15 protein-coding genes are annotated in these 18,109 nt (G+C 52.4%); 5 read left to right on the top strand and 10 right to left on the bottom strand.

The window, feature by feature from the left end:
• Window positions 1–39: 39 nt before the first annotated feature.
• From bamA to rpsB, 9 genes are all read right to left on the bottom strand, one after another.
• The gene (bamA, locus tag F3J38_RS12710; protein WP_167139895.1) at window positions 40–2,451 is read right to left on the bottom strand and encodes an outer membrane protein assembly factor BamA; all 2,412 of its coding nucleotides are present in this window, start codon (window positions 2,449–2,451) and stop codon (window positions 40–42) included.
• Window positions 2,452–2,502: 51 nt separating this feature from the next.
• Entirely contained in the window at window positions 2,503–3,852 is a 1,350-nt protein-coding gene (rseP, locus tag F3J38_RS12715; protein ID WP_167138925.1) for a sigma E protease regulator RseP, read from the bottom strand.
• A 12-nt stretch (window positions 3,853–3,864) separates the two neighbouring features.
• Window positions 3,865–4,722 carry a phosphatidate cytidylyltransferase gene (gene cdsA, locus F3J38_RS12720; protein ID WP_167138927.1) on the bottom strand — a complete coding sequence of 286 codons (858 nt, stop codon included), beginning with the start codon at window positions 4,720–4,722 and terminating at the stop codon, window positions 3,865–3,867.
• 18 nt (window positions 4,723–4,740) lie between these two features.
• On the bottom strand, window positions 4,741–5,493 hold the full coding sequence (ispU, locus tag F3J38_RS12725; protein ID WP_167138929.1) for a (2E,6E)-farnesyl-diphosphate-specific ditrans,polycis-undecaprenyl-diphosphate synthase: 753 nt from the start codon (window positions 5,491–5,493) through the stop codon (window positions 4,741–4,743).
• A gap of 166 nt (window positions 5,494–5,659) precedes the next feature.
• A complete protein-coding gene (gene ispC / locus F3J38_RS12730) occupies window positions 5,660–6,862 on the bottom strand; it encodes a 1-deoxy-D-xylulose-5-phosphate reductoisomerase (protein ID WP_205298248.1) in 1,203 nt (400 codons plus the stop codon).
• Window positions 6,863–7,101: 239 nt separating this feature from the next.
• Window positions 7,102–7,659 (bottom strand): ribosome recycling factor, encoded by a 558-nt coding sequence (gene frr / locus F3J38_RS12735; protein WP_167138931.1) that lies wholly within the window; start codon window positions 7,657–7,659, stop codon window positions 7,102–7,104.
• 142 nt (window positions 7,660–7,801) lie between these two features.
• A complete protein-coding gene (gene pyrH, locus F3J38_RS12740) occupies window positions 7,802–8,527 on the bottom strand; it encodes a UMP kinase (RefSeq protein ID WP_034829488.1) in 726 nt (241 codons plus the stop codon).
• A gap of 154 nt (window positions 8,528–8,681) precedes the next feature.
• Window positions 8,682–9,533, bottom strand: coding sequence for a translation elongation factor Ts (gene tsf, locus F3J38_RS12745; protein WP_167138933.1), 852 nt, complete (start codon window positions 9,531–9,533; stop codon window positions 8,682–8,684).
• A 181-nt stretch (window positions 9,534–9,714) separates the two neighbouring features.
• Complete coding sequence (rpsB, locus tag F3J38_RS12750) at window positions 9,715–10,434, bottom strand: 30S ribosomal protein S2 (RefSeq protein ID WP_084937358.1); 720 nt, start codon at window positions 10,432–10,434, stop codon at window positions 9,715–9,717.
• A gap of 314 nt (window positions 10,435–10,748) precedes the next feature.
• Between rpsB and map the strand changes: the two genes are divergently transcribed.
• The 5 genes from map to F3J38_RS12775 all read left to right on the top strand — a co-directional run bounded on the left by map (window position 10,749) and on the right by F3J38_RS12775 (window position 16,890).
• A complete protein-coding gene (gene map / locus F3J38_RS12755) occupies window positions 10,749–11,543 on the top strand; it encodes a type I methionyl aminopeptidase (protein ID WP_167138935.1) in 795 nt (264 codons plus the stop codon).
• A gap of 66 nt (window positions 11,544–11,609) precedes the next feature.
• Window positions 11,610–14,264, top strand: coding sequence for a bifunctional uridylyltransferase/uridylyl-removing protein GlnD (gene glnD, locus F3J38_RS12760; RefSeq protein WP_167138937.1), 2,655 nt, complete (start codon window positions 11,610–11,612; stop codon window positions 14,262–14,264).
• Between the two features lie 263 nt (window positions 14,265–14,527).
• Window positions 14,528–15,352 carry a 2,3,4,5-tetrahydropyridine-2,6-dicarboxylate N-succinyltransferase gene (gene dapD, locus F3J38_RS12765; protein WP_058972680.1) on the top strand — a complete coding sequence of 275 codons (825 nt, stop codon included), beginning with the start codon at window positions 14,528–14,530 and terminating at the stop codon, window positions 15,350–15,352.
• A 294-nt stretch (window positions 15,353–15,646) separates the two neighbouring features.
• Window positions 15,647–16,039, top strand: coding sequence for a DUF3461 family protein (locus F3J38_RS12770; RefSeq protein WP_167138939.1), 393 nt, complete (start codon window positions 15,647–15,649; stop codon window positions 16,037–16,039).
• Window positions 16,040–16,155: 116 nt separating this feature from the next.
• Window positions 16,156–16,890 carry a FadR/GntR family transcriptional regulator gene (locus tag F3J38_RS12775; protein WP_240155963.1) on the top strand — a complete coding sequence of 245 codons (735 nt, stop codon included), beginning with the start codon at window positions 16,156–16,158 and terminating at the stop codon, window positions 16,888–16,890.
• Here F3J38_RS12775 and F3J38_RS12780 read toward each other — a convergent pair.
• Window positions 16,887–18,107 (bottom strand): alginate lyase family protein, encoded by a 1,221-nt coding sequence (locus F3J38_RS12780; protein WP_370661726.1) that lies wholly within the window; start codon window positions 18,105–18,107, stop codon window positions 16,887–16,889. The genes F3J38_RS12775 and F3J38_RS12780 overlap by 4 nt on opposite strands.
• Window positions 18,108–18,109: the final 2 nt, after the last annotated feature.

Here is an 18,109-nt window from a genome sequence, read left to right on the forward strand (position 1 = left end):
GTGCAAGACGGTATTGTTACTTCCTTGTACAGAACAGCTTTACCAGGTTTTACCAATGTTAAACTGGAACTGCTCTGACTTGTCTCCCTCGACTTTCTTCATCGGCTGAGCATATGAGAATACCAGCGGACCTAATGGTGACATCCATTGCAGGGCGACACCCGCAGAGACACGAATGTTATTCGGGTCGCTGTAGTCTGGAATGCCCGCCGCGCGTGTTTCTGCGGTGTTCTGCCATTTGGTATCCCAGACTGTACCCGCGTCCATGAACACGGATGTACGGACTGAGTTAGCGTATTTCTCGCTCAGGAACGGCGTTGGCGTGATCAGCTCAAGGCTGGCAATCGCCATCGCATTACCACCGACTGCATCATCTGACTTACAAACACCGTTCGTATCTGTCAGATTACAGGTGGATGAGTGATCGTTCAGGTAAGCCGCTTTTGGACCAATGGTATTGGACTGGAAGCCGCGAACCGTGCTTGAACCACCGCCGTAGAAGTTCTCATAGAACGGCATCTCTTTTCCACCGAGCCCGTCACCATATCCTACACGGCCACGACCCAACACCACCCACGTCCCATCACGGTTCAACGGCACGTATTGTTGCGTATCCAGCGTCGCTTTGTAGAAGGCATTATCGGAACCAGGAATGGTCACTTTGCCGTTCAGGTTGGTACGGTTACCCTTGGTTGGGAAGAAACCGCGGTCCAAGGTGTTGTAGGTCCAACCGTAGTTGAAGGTGAAATCATCTGCAGAGAAATCACCATCATCGTTCAGCCCCTGATGGCGGCCAACCGAGTCAAGATAACGCCACATCGCAATCTGCGGCTGCATGTTGGACAGGTCGTTATGGACGTAACCTAAACCAACACGCAAGGTGTTATTTTCGTTGACTGGGAAGCCCAGCGTACCGTCAACACCATAACTTCTGTTGGTATAGTCAGACAGGTCCGCATCATCAGCTTTAAAGTCGTTATAGAATACGCGCCCACCCAAGCTCACACCGTCGACCGTGAAGTACGGATCGGTCAGTGAGAATTCAGCATAGGTCTGATAATCGTTTTTGGTTCCGCTGATGCCAACGGTATTACCGGTACCGAGCCAGTTTTCCTGGGTCACGCCGACCTGGAAGCTCACGCCACTTTCAGTACCGTAACCGACACCAAAGTTGAAGGTACCGGTGTTACGCTCTTTAACTTTGTAGACCACGTCAACCTGGTCCGGAGAACCTGGCACACGCTGGGTGTCTACATCGACCGTTTCAAAGTAACCGGTACGGTTCAGACGCTCTTTACCCTGGTCAACCAGGTCGCTGCCTAACCAGGCACCTTCCATCTGACGCATCTCACGACGCAGTACGGCATCTTTAGAGGTATCGTTACCTTCGAAGCGCACTTTACGCACGTAATAACGGTTACCGGCATCCACATTGATATGCAGTTTAACGGTTTTGTCTGCGTCGTTAATTTCCGGCTGTGTCACAACTCGCGGATAGGCATAGCCATAACGACCCAGCAGTTTTTTGATGTCATCTTCCATCTGGGTGACTTTGGTGCCGTTATACAGCTCACCCGATGGAATACGCGTCATCTTTTCGATTTCCGCAGAGTGGCCCGCCATGCTGCCGTTCACAATCACGCCAGCAATCTTGTACTGATCGCCCTCAGTGATGTTCACGGTGATGTAGATCCCTTTTTTATCGGGCGTCAGGCTCACTTGAGTGGAATCGATGTTAAAGCGCGCATAACCGCGATCCAGATAGAAGCTGCGCAGGGTTTCAAGATCCCCGGCCAGTTTCTGTTTCTGGTATTTACGGTCGCCCACGACGTTCCACCATGGCACTTCATCACGCAGTGAGAAGCGCGAGATCAATTCGTCTGAGCTAAAGGCTTTGTTACCGACGATGTTGATCTGTTGGATTTGAGCCGAAACGCCTTCCTGGAAGACGAATTTCAAATCCACACGGTTACGCGGCAGAGGCGTCGCGATCGCTTTGACGCTGGCGGTGTATTTACCGACGCTGTAGTAGAAATCTTCCAAGCCCTTCTCAATCGAGGAGAGCGTGGTACGGTCAAGCGCTTCGCCGACACGTACACCGGAAGCTTCAAGGTTCTGCTTCAGCTGTTCTTCTTTCACCGCTTTGTTACCGGAGAAAGTGATGCTGGCAATAGTCGGACGTTCTTTCACCTGAACAATCAGGGTATTTCCGTCGCGCAGAACCTGGACATCTTCAAAGTTACCGGTGGCGAACAGTGAGCGAATGGTGTTTCTGACGTCATCATCAGAAACGGTATCACCGACACGTACAGGCATGCTGAGCAGAGCCGCGCCGACGGCGACTCGCTGTAGACCTTCGAAATGAATGTCCTTCACTACGAAATCGTCTGCACCGTAAACGGTGGCGCTGCTGAACAGCAGCGACGCTATGAGCAACTTTTTCATCGCCATCGTTGTTATGCGTTTTCCTAACACATCCCGCGCCTGTCTGCGTTCCAGCTATTACAGACGTGAGAAATCATTGAAAAGTGCAAGCCCCATTAATAACACCAGCAAAATTGAGCCAATGCGATAACTGAAGTCCTGAACTCGCTCGGACACCGGTCCACCTTTGATCTTTTCGATCGCCAGAAAGAGCAGATGTCCACCATCTAATACCGGCAGAGGGAACAGGTTGATGATCCCTAAATTGACGCTGATTAGCGCCAGGAACATCAGATAGTAAATCACCCCGTATTCCGCTGATAACCCCGCACCTTGCGCAATCGAAATTGGCCCGCTCAGGTTATTCAGCTTCACATCCCCGGTTATCAACTTGCCCAGCATTGAGACCGTTAACTTCATCAGCTGCCAGGTTTTGACACTGGCTTCGCCGATGGCGGCAAAGGGTCCATACTGCCTTACCGTTTTGTACTCATCAGGCAGCGGAATCACACGCGGAATCACACCCGCGAAGCCTTCCGCTTCATTACCCGGTTTCGCTTCCGGCGTTAACGTCAACGCCACAGGTTCGCCGTTGCGCTCTACATCCAGCGCCATGTTTTTACGCGGATTATCGCGGACCTGTGCCGCAAAAACCTGCCATTGTGTTAATGGCTGACCATCGACTTTAACGATCCTGTCGCCAGCTTGCAAACCGGCAGCACTTGCCGGTGAGTTTGACTGGACTTCTGCCAGGGTCGTTTCAATCTGCGGCCCACGGGGACGAATCCCTAACGCCACTACCGGGTCCTGTTTATCGGGCTCAAATTGCCATTCACGCAAATCTAACTGCTTTTGCTGTGTGGCTTCTTCGCCAAATTGCGACACGGTAAGCGTGGCTTTACTGTCGCCAATTTTACCGATCAGTGCCATGCGCACAGCATCCCAATCAGGCGTTTCGATACCGTCTACCGCTTTTAGTTCCATCCCGGAGGTAATTTGCGCCTCTGCAGCGACTGAACCGTTCAGAATTTCGCCAACAACCGGACGAACACCCGGCACACCATGGATGAACACCACCCAATAGGCAAATACGGCGAAAATGAAATTAGCGACAGGGCCGGCGGCGATGATGGAAGCGCGTTGCAGCACGGTTTTATTATTGAAGGCTTGATGGCGGAGTTCAGCAGGCACGCTCTCAACGCGCTCATCGAGCATTTTGACATAGCCGCCCAGCGGAATCAGGGCGATAACGTATTCGGTACCTTGGCGATCGCTGCGCCGCCACAGCGCTTTACCAAAGCCAATTGAGAAACGTTCGACCTTCACGCCACAGCGGCGGGCAACCCAAAAATGGCCGAATTCGTGCACGGTGATTAATATACCGAGTGCCACGATAAAGGCGACAAAACTCCAGAGTATGCTCAACATTGTCGCTAATCCTCAGAGAGTGCGGAACACCAGCAGCAGCAGGCAGGCAAACACCGGCACCGCAGCCGTCAGGCTATCGATACGATCGAGGATACCACCGTGTCCCGGAATCAAGTTACCGCTGTCTTTGATGCCCGCTTCGCGTTTGAACATACTTTCGGTCAGATCGCCCAATACAGAGGCCAGGGTAGCAATCACCGCACAAATTACCAGCGTGCCAGGCGATACCGTCAGTGGTGCTAACATCGCAAACAGCCAGGCAATAACCGCAGAGGAGAGTAGACCGCCGAAGAAACCTTCCCAGGTTTTACCCGGAGAAACTTTCGGTGCCAGTTTGTGTTTGCCGAACAAACGGCCAAACATGTACGCGCCGGAATCGGCTCCCCAGACAATGAACATCACGAACAACAACCACCAGGCACCGGCAAAGTGATCGGTGTCGTAATGGTATTGACGCAATGCCATCATGCCCCAAAAGAACGGGATGACCGTAAGCAGGCCGAATACCAGACGAAGTGGACGTGAATGGCGCCACAACGCAGCAGATGCGGGATAAAAGAGCACAAGAAACAGTGCGACGATCCACCAGCCCAATGAAGCCCAAAGTGAGCTTTCCATTTGGAACTGATGCAGATTACGTTGATAGGGTTGCAGGGTAAACAGCATCACCGCCAATATCAGGCCGCAAAGCACCGCCAGCCAGATACGCTGCTGACGCGAAGCCATACCTGCAAGCTGCCCCCATTCCCAGGCGGCCAGCATACAGATGATGATCGTTGTAATCGCAAAACCGGACAGCGGTAACCAAAACAGTGCAGCGATTACCAGCGGAATTAATATAAACGCGGTAATCAGACGAGACTTCAGCAAAGGTTACCCCCAGATTGCTCAGGCGCCACCTGGTGCAGCACCGCCATAGCGACGCTCCCGAGAAGAGAATGCATTCAGTGCACCTTCAAAAACGTGTTCATCAAAATCAGGCCAAAGAACATCGGTAAACCAAAACTCAGCATAGGCAATCTGCCACAGCAGGAAGTTGCTAATCCGATGCTCTCCCCCGGTCCTTATCACTAAATCCACCGGCGCCAGCTCGTGCATACACAGATACGGAGCCAAGCTTTCTTCGGTTATCTGGTCAGGACGTAATAAACCTTCCTGAACCTGTTCAGCCAGTTTTCTGGCACCTTGGATAATATCCCAACGGCCGCCATAGTTGGCAGCAATGTTGAGGGTCAGTCCATTATTTTGCTGAGTCAGTTCCTCGGCGCGGCGAATGCGTTCCTGGATACGGTTATTAAAACGACTAATATCACCAATGACACGCAGACGCACGTTGTGCTTGTGCAGGCTTTTGACTTCGCTGTCGAGCGCCCAAACAAACAATTCCATTAATGCTGTCACTTCCTGTGCTGGTCGGCTCCAGTTCTCACTGCTGAACGCATAAAGCGTGAGCGCTTCCAGCTTATGGGTAACCGCAAAGCTGACAGCCCGGCGTACTGATTTTACCCCGGCTTTGTGGCCTGAAATACGCAGTTTGCCCTGATTTTTTGCCCAGCGACCATTACCATCCATAATGATGGCCACGTGACGTGGCGTGCAGTACGACTCGTCATCGATTGTGTTGTGATTGTTGGACGACATAACGCGTAATAATTCCTTTCATCAGAAATGCTGTGGTTTCTGAATACATTGCGCCTGCGGCAAACTCCAGCCATTCTGCCGGATGGCATTGAAACAATGCCGGGCCGTTAAACGCGAGCGAGCGACTATACCATTTTCACCCTAGGCGAACAAATAGCGGTAAGTATCAACCTGCTAAACGAAAGCGAGGTAACAATTCTGTGGCACAGATTCGCGCTAACCGATCGATCTCCATCACCTCATCAATACTGCCCGGCTCCTGACACACCAAGGACCCCAAGACTTCGCTATTGATGGCGGCAATATCGGTAAAACGAATCTGATGCTGCAGAAATGCCGCAACGGCCACTTCATTCGCCGCATTCAGCGTGGTGGTGGCCGCCTGCCCTGTTGAGCACGCATCAATCGCCAGCTTAAGGCAGGGATAGCGCTCATAGTCCGGCTCAGCAAACGTCAATGACTTCATCCTTGTGAAATCAAGTGGCGTTACACCGGCCGAAATACGTGCTGGCCATGCCATGCTGTGTGCAATAGGGGTTCGCATATCGGGCGATCCCAACTGCGCCAACACACTGCCATCGCAGTAACGCACCATGGAGTGAATCACCGACTGCGGATGCAGAATGACTTCCATTTGTGCGTCAGTGGCATTAAACAGCCAGCGAGCTTCAATGTATTCAAGACCTTTATTCATCATGGTGGCCGAATCAACAGAGATTTTACGCCCCATTGACCAGTTCGGATGCGCACACGCCTGGTCGGGCGACATGGTCGCTAACTCAGCTAATGGTGTGTCACGAAAAGGGCCACCCGATCCCGTAAGGAGAATGGACTCAATGCCATTTCCCCGCAAATCAGCGTACCCCAACTGATGCTGTATGGAAGCGGGTAAACTCTGAAAAATGGCGTTGTGCTCACTGTCTACGGGCAAGAGCTGTGCCTGATGATGGCGCACCGCCTCCATAAACAGGCGGCCGCACGTGACAAGCGATTCTTTATTGGCCAGCAGCACGGTTTTACCGGCACGAATGGCAGCGAGCGTAGGTTGTAAACCAGAGGCGCCAACAATCGCCGCCATTACCTGGTCTACCTCGTCCAGTGCCGCGAGCTCGCAGGCCGCCTGAACGCCGGAGAGCACTTCTGTTTGAAGATTCAGTGCTCTCAGTCGCTCACGCAGTGCTTGTGCGGAAACGTCATCCGACATCGCGGCATAGCGTGGGTTAAATTGCTGGCACTGTTCGGCCATCAACGCCACGTTCTGGCCAGCAACCAGTGCGGTGACTTGATACAGTTCTGGGTTAGCCGCAACGACCGCCAGTGTACTGGTGCCGATCGAGCCGGTGGAACCCAACAGAGTTAATCGCTTCATGATGCTATCCCTGTGACGTCATGGTTCGTACCTGCAACAGCGCCAGGCACAATGTAAAACGCCGCCAGAGTCGTACAACGTCTCTGAACGGCGTTTTATACCCGTCATACTTTAAGTTACAGGTGCGTTGGGTAAGCTCATTCACCCCAGTCACTTACCGGAGTAAGCGCCAGAGGATTCATTCCCTTGCAGCGTGCCTGCACCTTAAATTATTTAGGGTATAGGTAAATCTGACGGAATTAGAAATCCATCAGTTCCTTTTCTTTTTCGGCCAATGCTGCATCAAGGTTTTTGATGTAGACATCGGTCATTTTCTGGATCTCATCTTGCGAACGACGCTCATCGTCTTCGCTGATCTCTTTGTCTTTCAGCAGCGCTTTGACTTTATCATTAGCATCGCGGCGTACGTTACGGACAGAAACACGCCCCTGCTCCGCTTCGCCACGCACGACCTTGATCAGATCTTTACGACGCTCTTCCGTCAGCGCTGGCAGTGGCACACGAATATCGGTGCCTGCTGAGCTTGGGTTCAAACCCAGATCCGACGCCATAATGGCTTTTTCAACGGCTGGGCTAAGTGAGCGGTCAAACACGTTGATTTTCAGCGTACGAGAATCTTCTACCGTGACGCTAGCCAGTTGGCGCAGTGGCGTAGGTGTACCGTAGTAAGGCACCATAATGCCGTCGAGCAGTGAAGGCGAAGCACGACCGGTGCGCACTTTGCTGATTTGGTTTTTGAACGCTTCCACACATTTTTCCATGCGCGTGTCAGCATCTTTTTTAATGTCGTTAATCACGTTGAAACCCTTGGATTCGGTTTGACCTGGCCATTTTCGGATGGCCGAAAATGGTATCGATAAACATCGATCATCCTGAAAGCTGCGCGATGCCACTGCATCGCGCCAACAGAATATACCTTATTTTATCTTGCGTCGGGTATTAATGCGTAATCAGGGTGCCTTCTTTTTCGCCCATCACCACGCGACGCAGCGCGCCAGGTTTGTTCATATTGAAGACACGAATTGGCAGCTGATGGTCGCGCGCCAGTGTAAAGGCGGCCAAATCCATCACTTTCAACTCTTTATCCAGCACTTCGCCGTAAGTCAGTTGTTCATACAGCGTGGCATCCGGGTTTTTCACCGGGTCATCCGAGTAGACGCCGTCTACTTTGGTGGCTTTCAGCACCACATCGGCTTCGATTTCGATACCGCGCAAGCAGGCGGCTGAATCGGTCGTAAAGAACGGATTGCCCGTACCCGCGGCGAAGATGACCACACGGTTATTACGCAGCAAGCTAATCGCTTCTGCCCAGCTGTAGTTATCACATACGCCATTCAACGGAATGGCAGACATCAGACGCGCGTTGACATACGCACGGTGCAAAGCATCACGCATCGCCAGTCCGTTCATCACAGTAGCCAGCATACCCATATGGTCACCGACCACACGGTTCATACCTGCCTGTGCCAGGCCTGCGCCACGGAACAGGTTACCGCCACCAATAACCACACCCACCTGGATGCCCAGCTCAACCAGCTCTTTCACCTCTTGCGCCATACGGTCAAGCACGCTCGCGTCAATACCAAAACCTTCGGCGCCTTGCAGGGCTTCGCCACTCAGTTTTAGCAGGATACGTTGATATACAGGTTTTGCGTTGGTCGCCATGGTCAATTCTTCCTGGAAGATATGATGAATGAGAAGTTAAATCTGATCGATCATCCGCTTAGCGAACGAAAAAAGCTATTGGGATGAGACTGAAAAGTGGTCCACGCAAAACGCAGACAAAAAAGAACCGCCTTCCGGCGGTTCTTTCGGAACATTAAGACTGTTTGGACATTGCAGCAACTTCTGCTGCGAAGTCAGCTTCAACTTTCTCAATGCCTTCACCCACTTCGAAGCGGATGAAGTTGATAACGTCAGCGTTTTTCTCTTTCAGAGCTTGGCCAACAGTTTTGCTTGGATCGATAACGAAAGCCTGACCGGTCAGAGAAACTTCGCCGGTGAATTTCTTCATGCGGCCTTCAACCATTTTCTCTGCGATTTCTTTTGGCTTGCCAGACTGCATGGCGATATCCAGCTGTACCTGGTACTCTTTCTCTACCACGTCAGCAGACACGTCTTCTGGCTTAACGAATTCTGGCTTGCTTGCAGCAACGTGCATAGCAACTTGCTTGCTCAGCTCTTCATCAGCACCGGTGGTTGAAACCAGAACGCCGATACGTGCGCCGTGCTGGTAGCTGTTCAGCTGAGCACCTTCCAGGATAGCAACACGACGGATGTTGATGTTCTCACCGATTTTAGCAACCAGCGCTACGCGTTCTTCTTCGAACTGCGCTTTCAGAGCTTCAACATCAGTCACTTTACCTGCAGTGGCTGCATCCAGCACTTTGTCAGCGAAAGCCTGGAAACCAGCATCTTTAGCAACGAAGTCGGTCTGGCAGTTCACTTCCAGAATCACTGCGAAACCGTCAGCGATTTTGGTTTTGATCACGCCGTCAGCAGCAACGTTGCCTGCTTTCTTAGCCGCTTTGATCGCGCCAGATTTACGCATGTTCTCGATCGCCAGCTCGATGTCGCCGTTCGCTTCGGTCAGTGCTTTTTTGCAATCCATCATGCCTGCGCCAGTACGCTCACGCAGTTCTTTTACCAATGCAGCGGTAATTTCAGCCATTCCAGAATCCTCGATTCGTCTCTGTGTGCATTCACACTGTCAGAAACTTGTTGCGGAAAATTTACTCTGCCCCGCTCGCCTGAAGGAAGCGTGACAAACTTAGATAAATAAAAGGGGCCTGTGCGGCCCCCTTAACAGATAACATCTGATGTCTAAGGGCTCTTAGAAAGAGCGAACCTTATTAAGCTTCAGCAGCTTCTTCAGCCTGCTCAGCCAGGTCCTGTGAACGGCCTTCGCGCACGGTGGTCGCAACGGCAGTCAGGTACAGGCTTACAGCACGGATCGCATCGTCGTTACCTGGGATAACGAAATCAACACCATCTGGATCAGAGTTGGTATCAACAACAGCAAATACTGGGATACCCAGGTTGTTTGCTTCTTTGATTGCGATGTGTTCGTGATCAGCGTCAATAACGAACAGTGCATCCGGCAGACCGCCCATATCTTTGATACCGCCCAGGCTGTTTTCCAGCTTGGCCAGTTCACGAGCACGCATCAGTGCTTCTTTCTTGGTCAGTTTGTCGAAAGTACCGTCCTGAGACTGAGTTTCCAGATCTTTCAGACGTTTGATTGACTGGCGAACAGTTTTCCAGTTAGTCAGCATACCACCCAACCAGCGGTGGTTAACGAAGAACTGGTCGCAGCTCAGAGCTGACTCTTTGATGGATTCGGCAGCAGCGCGCTTAGTACCCACGAAAAGGATTTTGCCTTTGCGTGAAGAGATTTTTTTCAACTCAGCCAGAGCGTCGTTGAACATTGGTACAGTCTGCTCGAGGTTGATGATGTGAACCTTGTTACGAGCGCCGAAGATGAATGGCTTCATTTTCGGGTTCCAGTAACGGGTCTGGTGACCAAAGTGAACACCAGCCTTGAGCATGTCGCGCATTGAAACAGTTGCCATGATTACCTCTAAAGTATGATTGGGGTTGGGCCTCCATGTATCCCATACAACCGACCTCTTTCAAGGCACCCCGGCGTATGTGTCGATACATGTGTGTTTTAGTACACAAAGTGAGTTTTATGCGTTTCCTGCCAGCCACGAAGGTGACAGAGAATCGTCGGCGCGCTTTATACCATAATGCGCAGGAATACGCCAATAGTTGTTAGCGTCAGAAGCGCGGGACAATCCCGATTTGGCAGCCTAATTGCTGGCTGCTAACATGACAGCCACAGAACTCATTATTGTCGAAAATGTCGGCGATTGCGGATTATTTAATGGCCATTTCAATTAAAACCCCTGAAGAAATCGAAAAAATGCGCGTAGCGGGCCGTCTGGCTGCTGAAGTGCTGGAAATGATCGCCCCACACGTGGTGCCTGGCGTCACGACAGGTGAACTTGACCGCATCTGCCACGAGCATATTACGCAAAAGCAACAGGCGGTCTCCGCCTGTCTTGGCTACCACGGCTTCCCGAAATCGGTCTGCATTTCGGTGAACGAAGTGGTCTGTCACGGTATTCCAAGCGATGACCGTGCTCTGAAAGATGGCGATGTGGTCAACGTCGATGTCACCGTGATTAAAGACGAGTATCACGGCGATACCTCGAAAATGTTTATTGTTGGCAAGCCAACCATTCAAGGCGAACGTCTGTGCCGAGTGACGCAAGAGAGCCTGTATATCGCGTTACGTCTGGTCAAACCGGGTATCCGCCTGCGTGAACTGGGCCGTGCAATCCAGCAATATGTTGAAGCGCAGGATTTCTCGGTGGTACGTGAATATTGTGGACACGGCATCGGCAAAGGCTTCCATGAGGAGCCACAGGTGCTGCACTACGACGCCGATGACGGCGGTGTTGTGCTGCAAGCGGGCATGACCTTTACCGTTGAGCCGATGGTAAACGCGGGCGATTACCGCATCCGCACCATGAAGGATGGCTGGACGGTGAAAACTAAAGATCGCAGCTTGTCCGCGCAGTATGAGCATACTATTGTGGTGACAGAAAACGGCTGTGAGATTCTGACGCTACGTGAAGATGACACCATTCCTGCGGTGCTCGAAAACAACGCGTAACGCTCTCTAAACAGTACCAGGCCGGCTAATAGCCGGCCTTTTTTATGGCGCAGATGAGGCATGTTGATGAGTGGTAGCGTGACCGAAGCAGTACACAAAGGCCTGACCGATTCCCCCGCCAGCTGGCCCGATGAAGCCCTAACGCGTGACAAGCTGAAACTTTACCTTGAGCAATTCCAGCAGCATCTTGGCATCGCCTTTGATGCGGGAACCGACGTTGAATCGCTCATTGATGCCAGAACCCTGTTTATCGACCGCCTGTTACGTCGGTTATGGCGTTTCTATGGCTTCGATAAAGTCAAAGAGATCGCGCTGGTTGCCGTGGGCGGATACGGGCGTGGCGAACTTCACCCGCTTTCAGACATTGATGTCTTAATTCTGAGCCGCCAGCCCTTAGATGACGCCACCGCCCAACGGACCAGCGAATTGCTAACGCTGATGTGGGATTTAAAACTCGAAGTCGGCCACAGCGTTCGCACGTTGGAGGAGTGTTTACTTGAGGGCTTATCGGATCTTACCGTTGCCACCAACCTGATTGAATCGCGCATGCTGACCGGCGATGTGGCGCTGTTCCTTGAACTGCAAAAGAACATTTTTAGCGATGGTTTCTGGCCTTCAGCGCGCTTCTTTGCCGCTAAAATTGAAGAGCAGCAAGAGCGTCATCAGCGTTACCACGGTACCAGTTACAATCTCGAACCCGATATCAAAAGCAGCCCCGGCGGCCTGCGCGACATTCACACCTTGCAGTGGGTCGCAAGACGACACTTTGGTGCCACCACCATGGATGAGATGGTGGGGTTTGGCTTTATTACTGAAGCCGAACGCAACGAAATCAATGAATGTCAGGAATTCCTCTGGCGAATTCGCTTCGCACTTCACTTAACGCTAACGCGATACGACAACCGCCTGCTATTTGATCGTCAACTTACCGTGGCGCAGCGACTCAACTACCTTGGCGAAGGCAATGAGCCGGTAGAGCGGATGATGAAGGATTTCTATCGCGTGACACGTCGCATCGGCGAACTTAATCAGATGCTATTGCAGCTGTTTGATGAAGCGATTCTGGCGCTCTCCACAACGGAAAAACCACGCAGCATTGATGATGACTTCCAACTGCGCGGTAATCTTATTGATTTGCGTGATGCCACTCTGTTTGAACGTGAACCGCAGGCAATATTGCGTATGTTCTACGTGATGGTGCGCAATGAAAACATCAAAGGTATTTACTCCACCACCTTGCGCCAGTTGCGTTACGCTCGACGCCATTTGAAGCAGCCGCTGTGCCAGATTGCCGAAGCACGTGAGACCTTTATGGCCATTCTGCGCCATCCTGGTGCGGTGAAACGTGCCCTGGTGCCGATGCATCGCCACAGTGTGCTTTGGGCTTACACGCCACTGTGGGGCAATATTGTCGGTCAGATGCAGTTTGATCTGTTCCATGCCTATACCGTGGATGAACACACCATCCGCGTACTGCAAAAACTGGAGAGTTTTGCCAACGAGGCCACGCGTCCGATGCACCCACTTTGCGTGGAAGTGTGGCCGCGCCTGCCTCAGCCAGAATTGTTACTGATGGCGGCATTACTGCACGATATTGCGAAAGGGCGCGGTGGAGATCACTCCATTTTGGGTGCGCAAGATGCGCTTGATTTTGCCGAGTTGCACGGTTTGAATTCGCGTGAAACGCAACTGGTGGCCTGGCTGGTACGCCATCACCTGCTGATGTCAGTCACCGCCCAACGCCGAGATATTCAGGACCCGACGGTGATTCAGCAATTTGCTGAGGTGATGCAGAACGAAAACCGCCTGCGTTATCTGGTGTGCCTGACGGTGGCGGATATCTGCGCGACCAACGAAAGCCTGTGGAATAGCTGGAAGCAAAGTTTGCTGCGCGAACTCTTCTTCGCCACTGAAAAACAGCTGCGTCGCGGTATGGAAAATAGCCCTGACTTGCGCGAACGCGTGCGCCATCATCGTTTGCAGGCGCTGGCGTTACTGCGGATGGAGAACCTCAATGAAGAGCGTTTGCATCATATCTGGAGCCGCTGCCGGGCAGACTACTTCTTGCGTCATACCCCCAATCAGCTGGCGTGGCATGCGCGCCATCTGATTCATCATGACCTCACCAAACCGATGGTGCTGGTGAGCCCACAAGCAACCCGAGGTGGCACCGAGATCTTCATCTGGAGTCCCGATCGCCCCTATCTGTTTGCCGCTGTGGCAGGCGAACTGGACCGTCGTAATTTGAGTGTCCATGATGCGCAAATCTTCACCAGCCGCGATGGTATGGCCATGGATACCTTTATTGTGCTGGAGCCGGATGGCAGTCCGCTGGCAGCCGATCGCCATCCGATGATCATGCAGGCGCTGGAACAAGCCATTACACAAACTGAATGGGTGCCACCACGTACGCGTCGTCAGTCGGCACGTCTCAAGCACTTTAGCGTGGATACGGAAGTCAATTTCCTGCCGACCCATACCGACCGGCGCAGTTATCTGGAACTGGTCGCGCTTGATCAGCCTGGCTTGCTGGCTCGGGTAGGAGAAGTCTTTGCCGATCTTGGCGTGTCACTCCATGGCGCGCGCATCAGTACAATTGGCGAGCGGGTAGAAGATCTTTTCATCCTTGCTAACAATGAACGGCGCGCACTTGATGGCGAAATGCGCAATGTGTTGCAACAGAGGTTGACAGAAGCCCTTAATCCAAACGATAAACTGTGACCTGGCTTCCATCCTTCACGTTGCAGGTGCGTTGGCTTTATTACTCGGCCCTTCCATGGGCCTCGCCCCGAAGGGGCCGTCGCAAGCGACGTTCAAATCTGCTCCAGGCAGATTTGTCGCTCGGCCTAGTCACATACTGATGTATGCTCCCAGGCTCTCGCTGCGTCGCCGCCTTCCTGCACCATGAAGGATGCTTGCCAGGTAATTTTACTATGTACGCTATTTAGCGTGCATTCCGCTTTGACAGAATCAGGAAAAAAGATATGCAACAGTTACAGAGCGTTATCGAATCTGCCTTTGAACGCCGCGCCGACATCACACCAGCCAGCGTAGACAGCGCAACGCGTGAAGCCATTGAACAGGTTATCGGCCTGCTGGACAGTGGCGAACTGCGCGTTTCTGAAAAGATCAACGGAGAGTGGGTAACGCATCAGTGGCTGAAGAAAGCTGTGCTGCTGTCGTTCCGCATCAATGACAACCAGGTTATCGATGGCGCAGAAACCCGTTTCTACGACAAAGTTCCGATGAAGTTCGCTAACTGGGATGAAGCACGTTTCAAAAACGCCGGTTTCCGTGTGGTGCCACCCGCAGCCGTCCGCCAGGGCGCCTTCATCGCGCGTAACACCGTACTGATGCCTTCTTACGTCAACATCGGCGCTTATGTTGATGAAGGCACCATGGTTGATACCTGGGCTACCGTAGGTTCTTGTGCGCAGATCGGTAAAAACGTACACCTGTCTGGCGGCGTGGGCATCGGCGGTGTACTGGAGCCGCTGCAGGCCAACCCAACCATTATTGAAGATAACTGCTTCATCGGCGCACGTTCTGAAATCGTTGAAGGCGTGATTGTTGAAGAAGGTTCAGTGATCTCAATGGGCGTGTACATTGGTCAGAGCACCAAAATCTACGATCGTGAAACCGGCGAAGTGCATTATGGCCGCGTACCAGCAGGTTCTGTTGTGGTTTCAGGCAACCTGCCGTCAAAAGATGGTAGCTACAGCCTGTACTGCGCCGTCATCGTGAAGAAAGTGGACGCCAAAACCCTGGCGAAAACCGGTATCAACGAACTGCTGCGCACTATCGACTAAGCATTCATCTCGCCCCATATTCCTGCCAACGGGTCCGTATTCGGGCCCGTAATTTTTTCTTTACACTCAGATGACAATTACCTGTTTCGCGCCGCGAATTAACAGGTGCGTTTATTTTTCAAACAGTTCATAATCCGCGCCAGTTAACTCCGGTCGCGCACTGTTCATCCCGGTTTTTGTGTCTACAGTTGATTAAGTATGCCGTAAGCGTTCCGGTTGCTGCATTTCTGCCGCACCCCGAATGATGATGATAGTCCTGCGCGCTCACCCACTCTTAGATGGAATATAAACGCTATGTACGACAACCTGAAAAGCTTAGGTATCAGCAACCCTGATGACATCGACCGTTACAGCCTGCGTCAGGAAGCCAGCAACGACATCCTGAAAATCTACTTCCGCAAAGACAAAGGTGAATTCTTCGCGAAAAGCGTGAAATTCAAATACCCTCGTCAGCGCAAAACCGTGGTAGCCGATCACACCAGCCAGGGTTATAAAGAAGTTCAGGAGATCAGCCCGAATCTGCGTTACGTGATCGATGAACTGGACCAGATTTGCCAGCGCGACCAGGTTGAAGTGGATCTGAAACGCAAAATCCTGGCCGATCTGCGTCATCTGGAAAACGTGGTATCCAACAAAATCGCAGAAATCGAATCCGATCTGGATCAACTGACCCGCAACGGTCGTTAATTTCCTCGCGTGAGACCGCAGGGCCAGCTGATGCTGGCCTTTTTTATGCGATAAATTCAGTCTTTTCTGTACCTTCCTGCCTTTCTGAATAACGTTCCCCTGGCTACTATTGGCTCATGTCTGACTCCAGGTACGACAAAGCCATGCAATTTGCTGCCATTACCTCAGGCCAACGAGGCCTAGACATCCATATCGCCAGTGACCTTGCGCGCAAGATCTTATCTGGCAGGTTAGAAGTGGGTGATGTTCTGCCCAGTGAAGTCGAACTTTGTGGTCGATTTGGCGTGAGCCGTGCGGCACTGCGTGAAGCCCTTAAACTGCTCTCTTCCAAGGGGTTACTGGAATCGCGCCCCAAACTCGGTACGCGCGTACGCGAGCGCTCTCACTGGAATTTACTGGATGTGCAACTGCTGGAATGGATGGAGGGCATTGAATCCACTGATGGGCTGTATCAGCAGTTTCTGGCGTTTCGTCAGACTATTGAGCCTCAGGCTACCCGGTTGGCAGCGCTTCATGCCAGCGCAGAACAGCGTAATGAGCTTTCACGTTTGTTTCGGGAAATGAGCGCGATTTGTGCCACCCAACCTTTTGATCTGGCCCGTTGGCTGGAAGCGGATAGCGCCTTTCATCGCGTTATTTTCCACTCCACAGATAACTGCTTCTTCATTCCCTTCGGCAACTTATTGGCGACCATCTTTCGGTGTTTCTTTACCTGGCCGACCAGCGCACATGAGATTTACCTCGACGAACACCGCAAAATCTACGAAGCCATCATGATGGGAGACGCCGATGCCGCCCACCAAGCTTCCGCAGGATTGATGCTGAATAGCACGCGCCCCGCGACGGCTTAATGAGACGGAAGTGATAGCAGCCAGGTATCACGTCGCGCCTGAATGATGGCCCCCCGCATCGCAGATGTGCCTTGCATAGCAGGGTTCGTCCAATCCGCACTCTCGATCCAGCGGCGATAGCGGTCACTGCGCAAGCTGTTATCCGCCAGCGATAGCAATGGAATCAGCCTTAGGCTCATCCTTTCACGATTTTTCCACGGCCATGGGGTCCGCGCATCGCTGTAGGGTGCCATATAATCCAGCGCATCCAGCAGCGAGCCGCCCTGCTGATGATAATGCCAGAGATCGCCTGCATCACTGCGCTGCATCAGTTGCGCCATGCTGGTTAACGCCTGCAAGTTGAAATAGCTGTAATGGAAAGAGCGCGTGCGCGCCAACTCCATCGGCTGAGTGCCATCTGCACGAATCTGCCCATCAATCTTTTGCCGTGCCAGCGAAGCCATCTGTTTAATCACCTCTGGCTGCTGCAAATACCAGGCTATTCCGGCAACCTGAGCCACATACCAGCTTCCATGATTATTAGGGGCATCCCGCTCTCCTTGCGCCAGTTTGCTGTGCTGCAACCAATGAAGATAGTCGCTAAACCAGAGATGAAGAGCCGATTGATCCTGCTGACTCCAGCCGGACGAGCTTTGTAGCAGCAGCAATGCATCCACCACCCGCGTCGCGAAATAGCGCCCATCCAGCACACCAGTATGCCGCCCCTGCGCTTTACCGGGCACGCCCTGAGCGTAATTAAGGTTAGGATTCATACGCGTAGCAGGATCGATAAACCAGGTTCGCGCCATGGACTGCGCTTTTTCCGCATAGCGTTTATCACCGGAGAAATACCATGCCAGCGCGAGGGTTTGCAGATCGGCGGTAAAATGTGCCAAGCGCACGCCATCGCTTTGATCATTTTTACTGGCTGGATTGACCTCGCCATCGCGGCGCACCCACGGCAGTCCTGAGGATTTTTCTGGATCAGGCCACCAGTATGCACTGAGGCTAAGATAGTCATGACGCGATCCGCTTGGCGGTATTATGCCCTTTTGCGTTACGCTAAGATTGGGCTGATGCAGCGCATGGTCTGCCGCACGCTTGAGTTGTTGCCAGGCTTGTTCCGTTTGCGGCGCGGCGCGCTTCTCCTGCAATGCATCGCGCGTCATCTGTAGCTGTGGCGCGGATAGAAAAGCCAGCGCGGGCAACTGTGCCTGGCTGGACGAGGCGAACCACATTC

The organism is Candidatus Pantoea formicae, from assembly GCF_011752625.1.
GTDB classification, from domain to species: Bacteria; Pseudomonadota; Gammaproteobacteria; order Enterobacterales; family Enterobacteriaceae; genus Pantoea; species Pantoea formicae.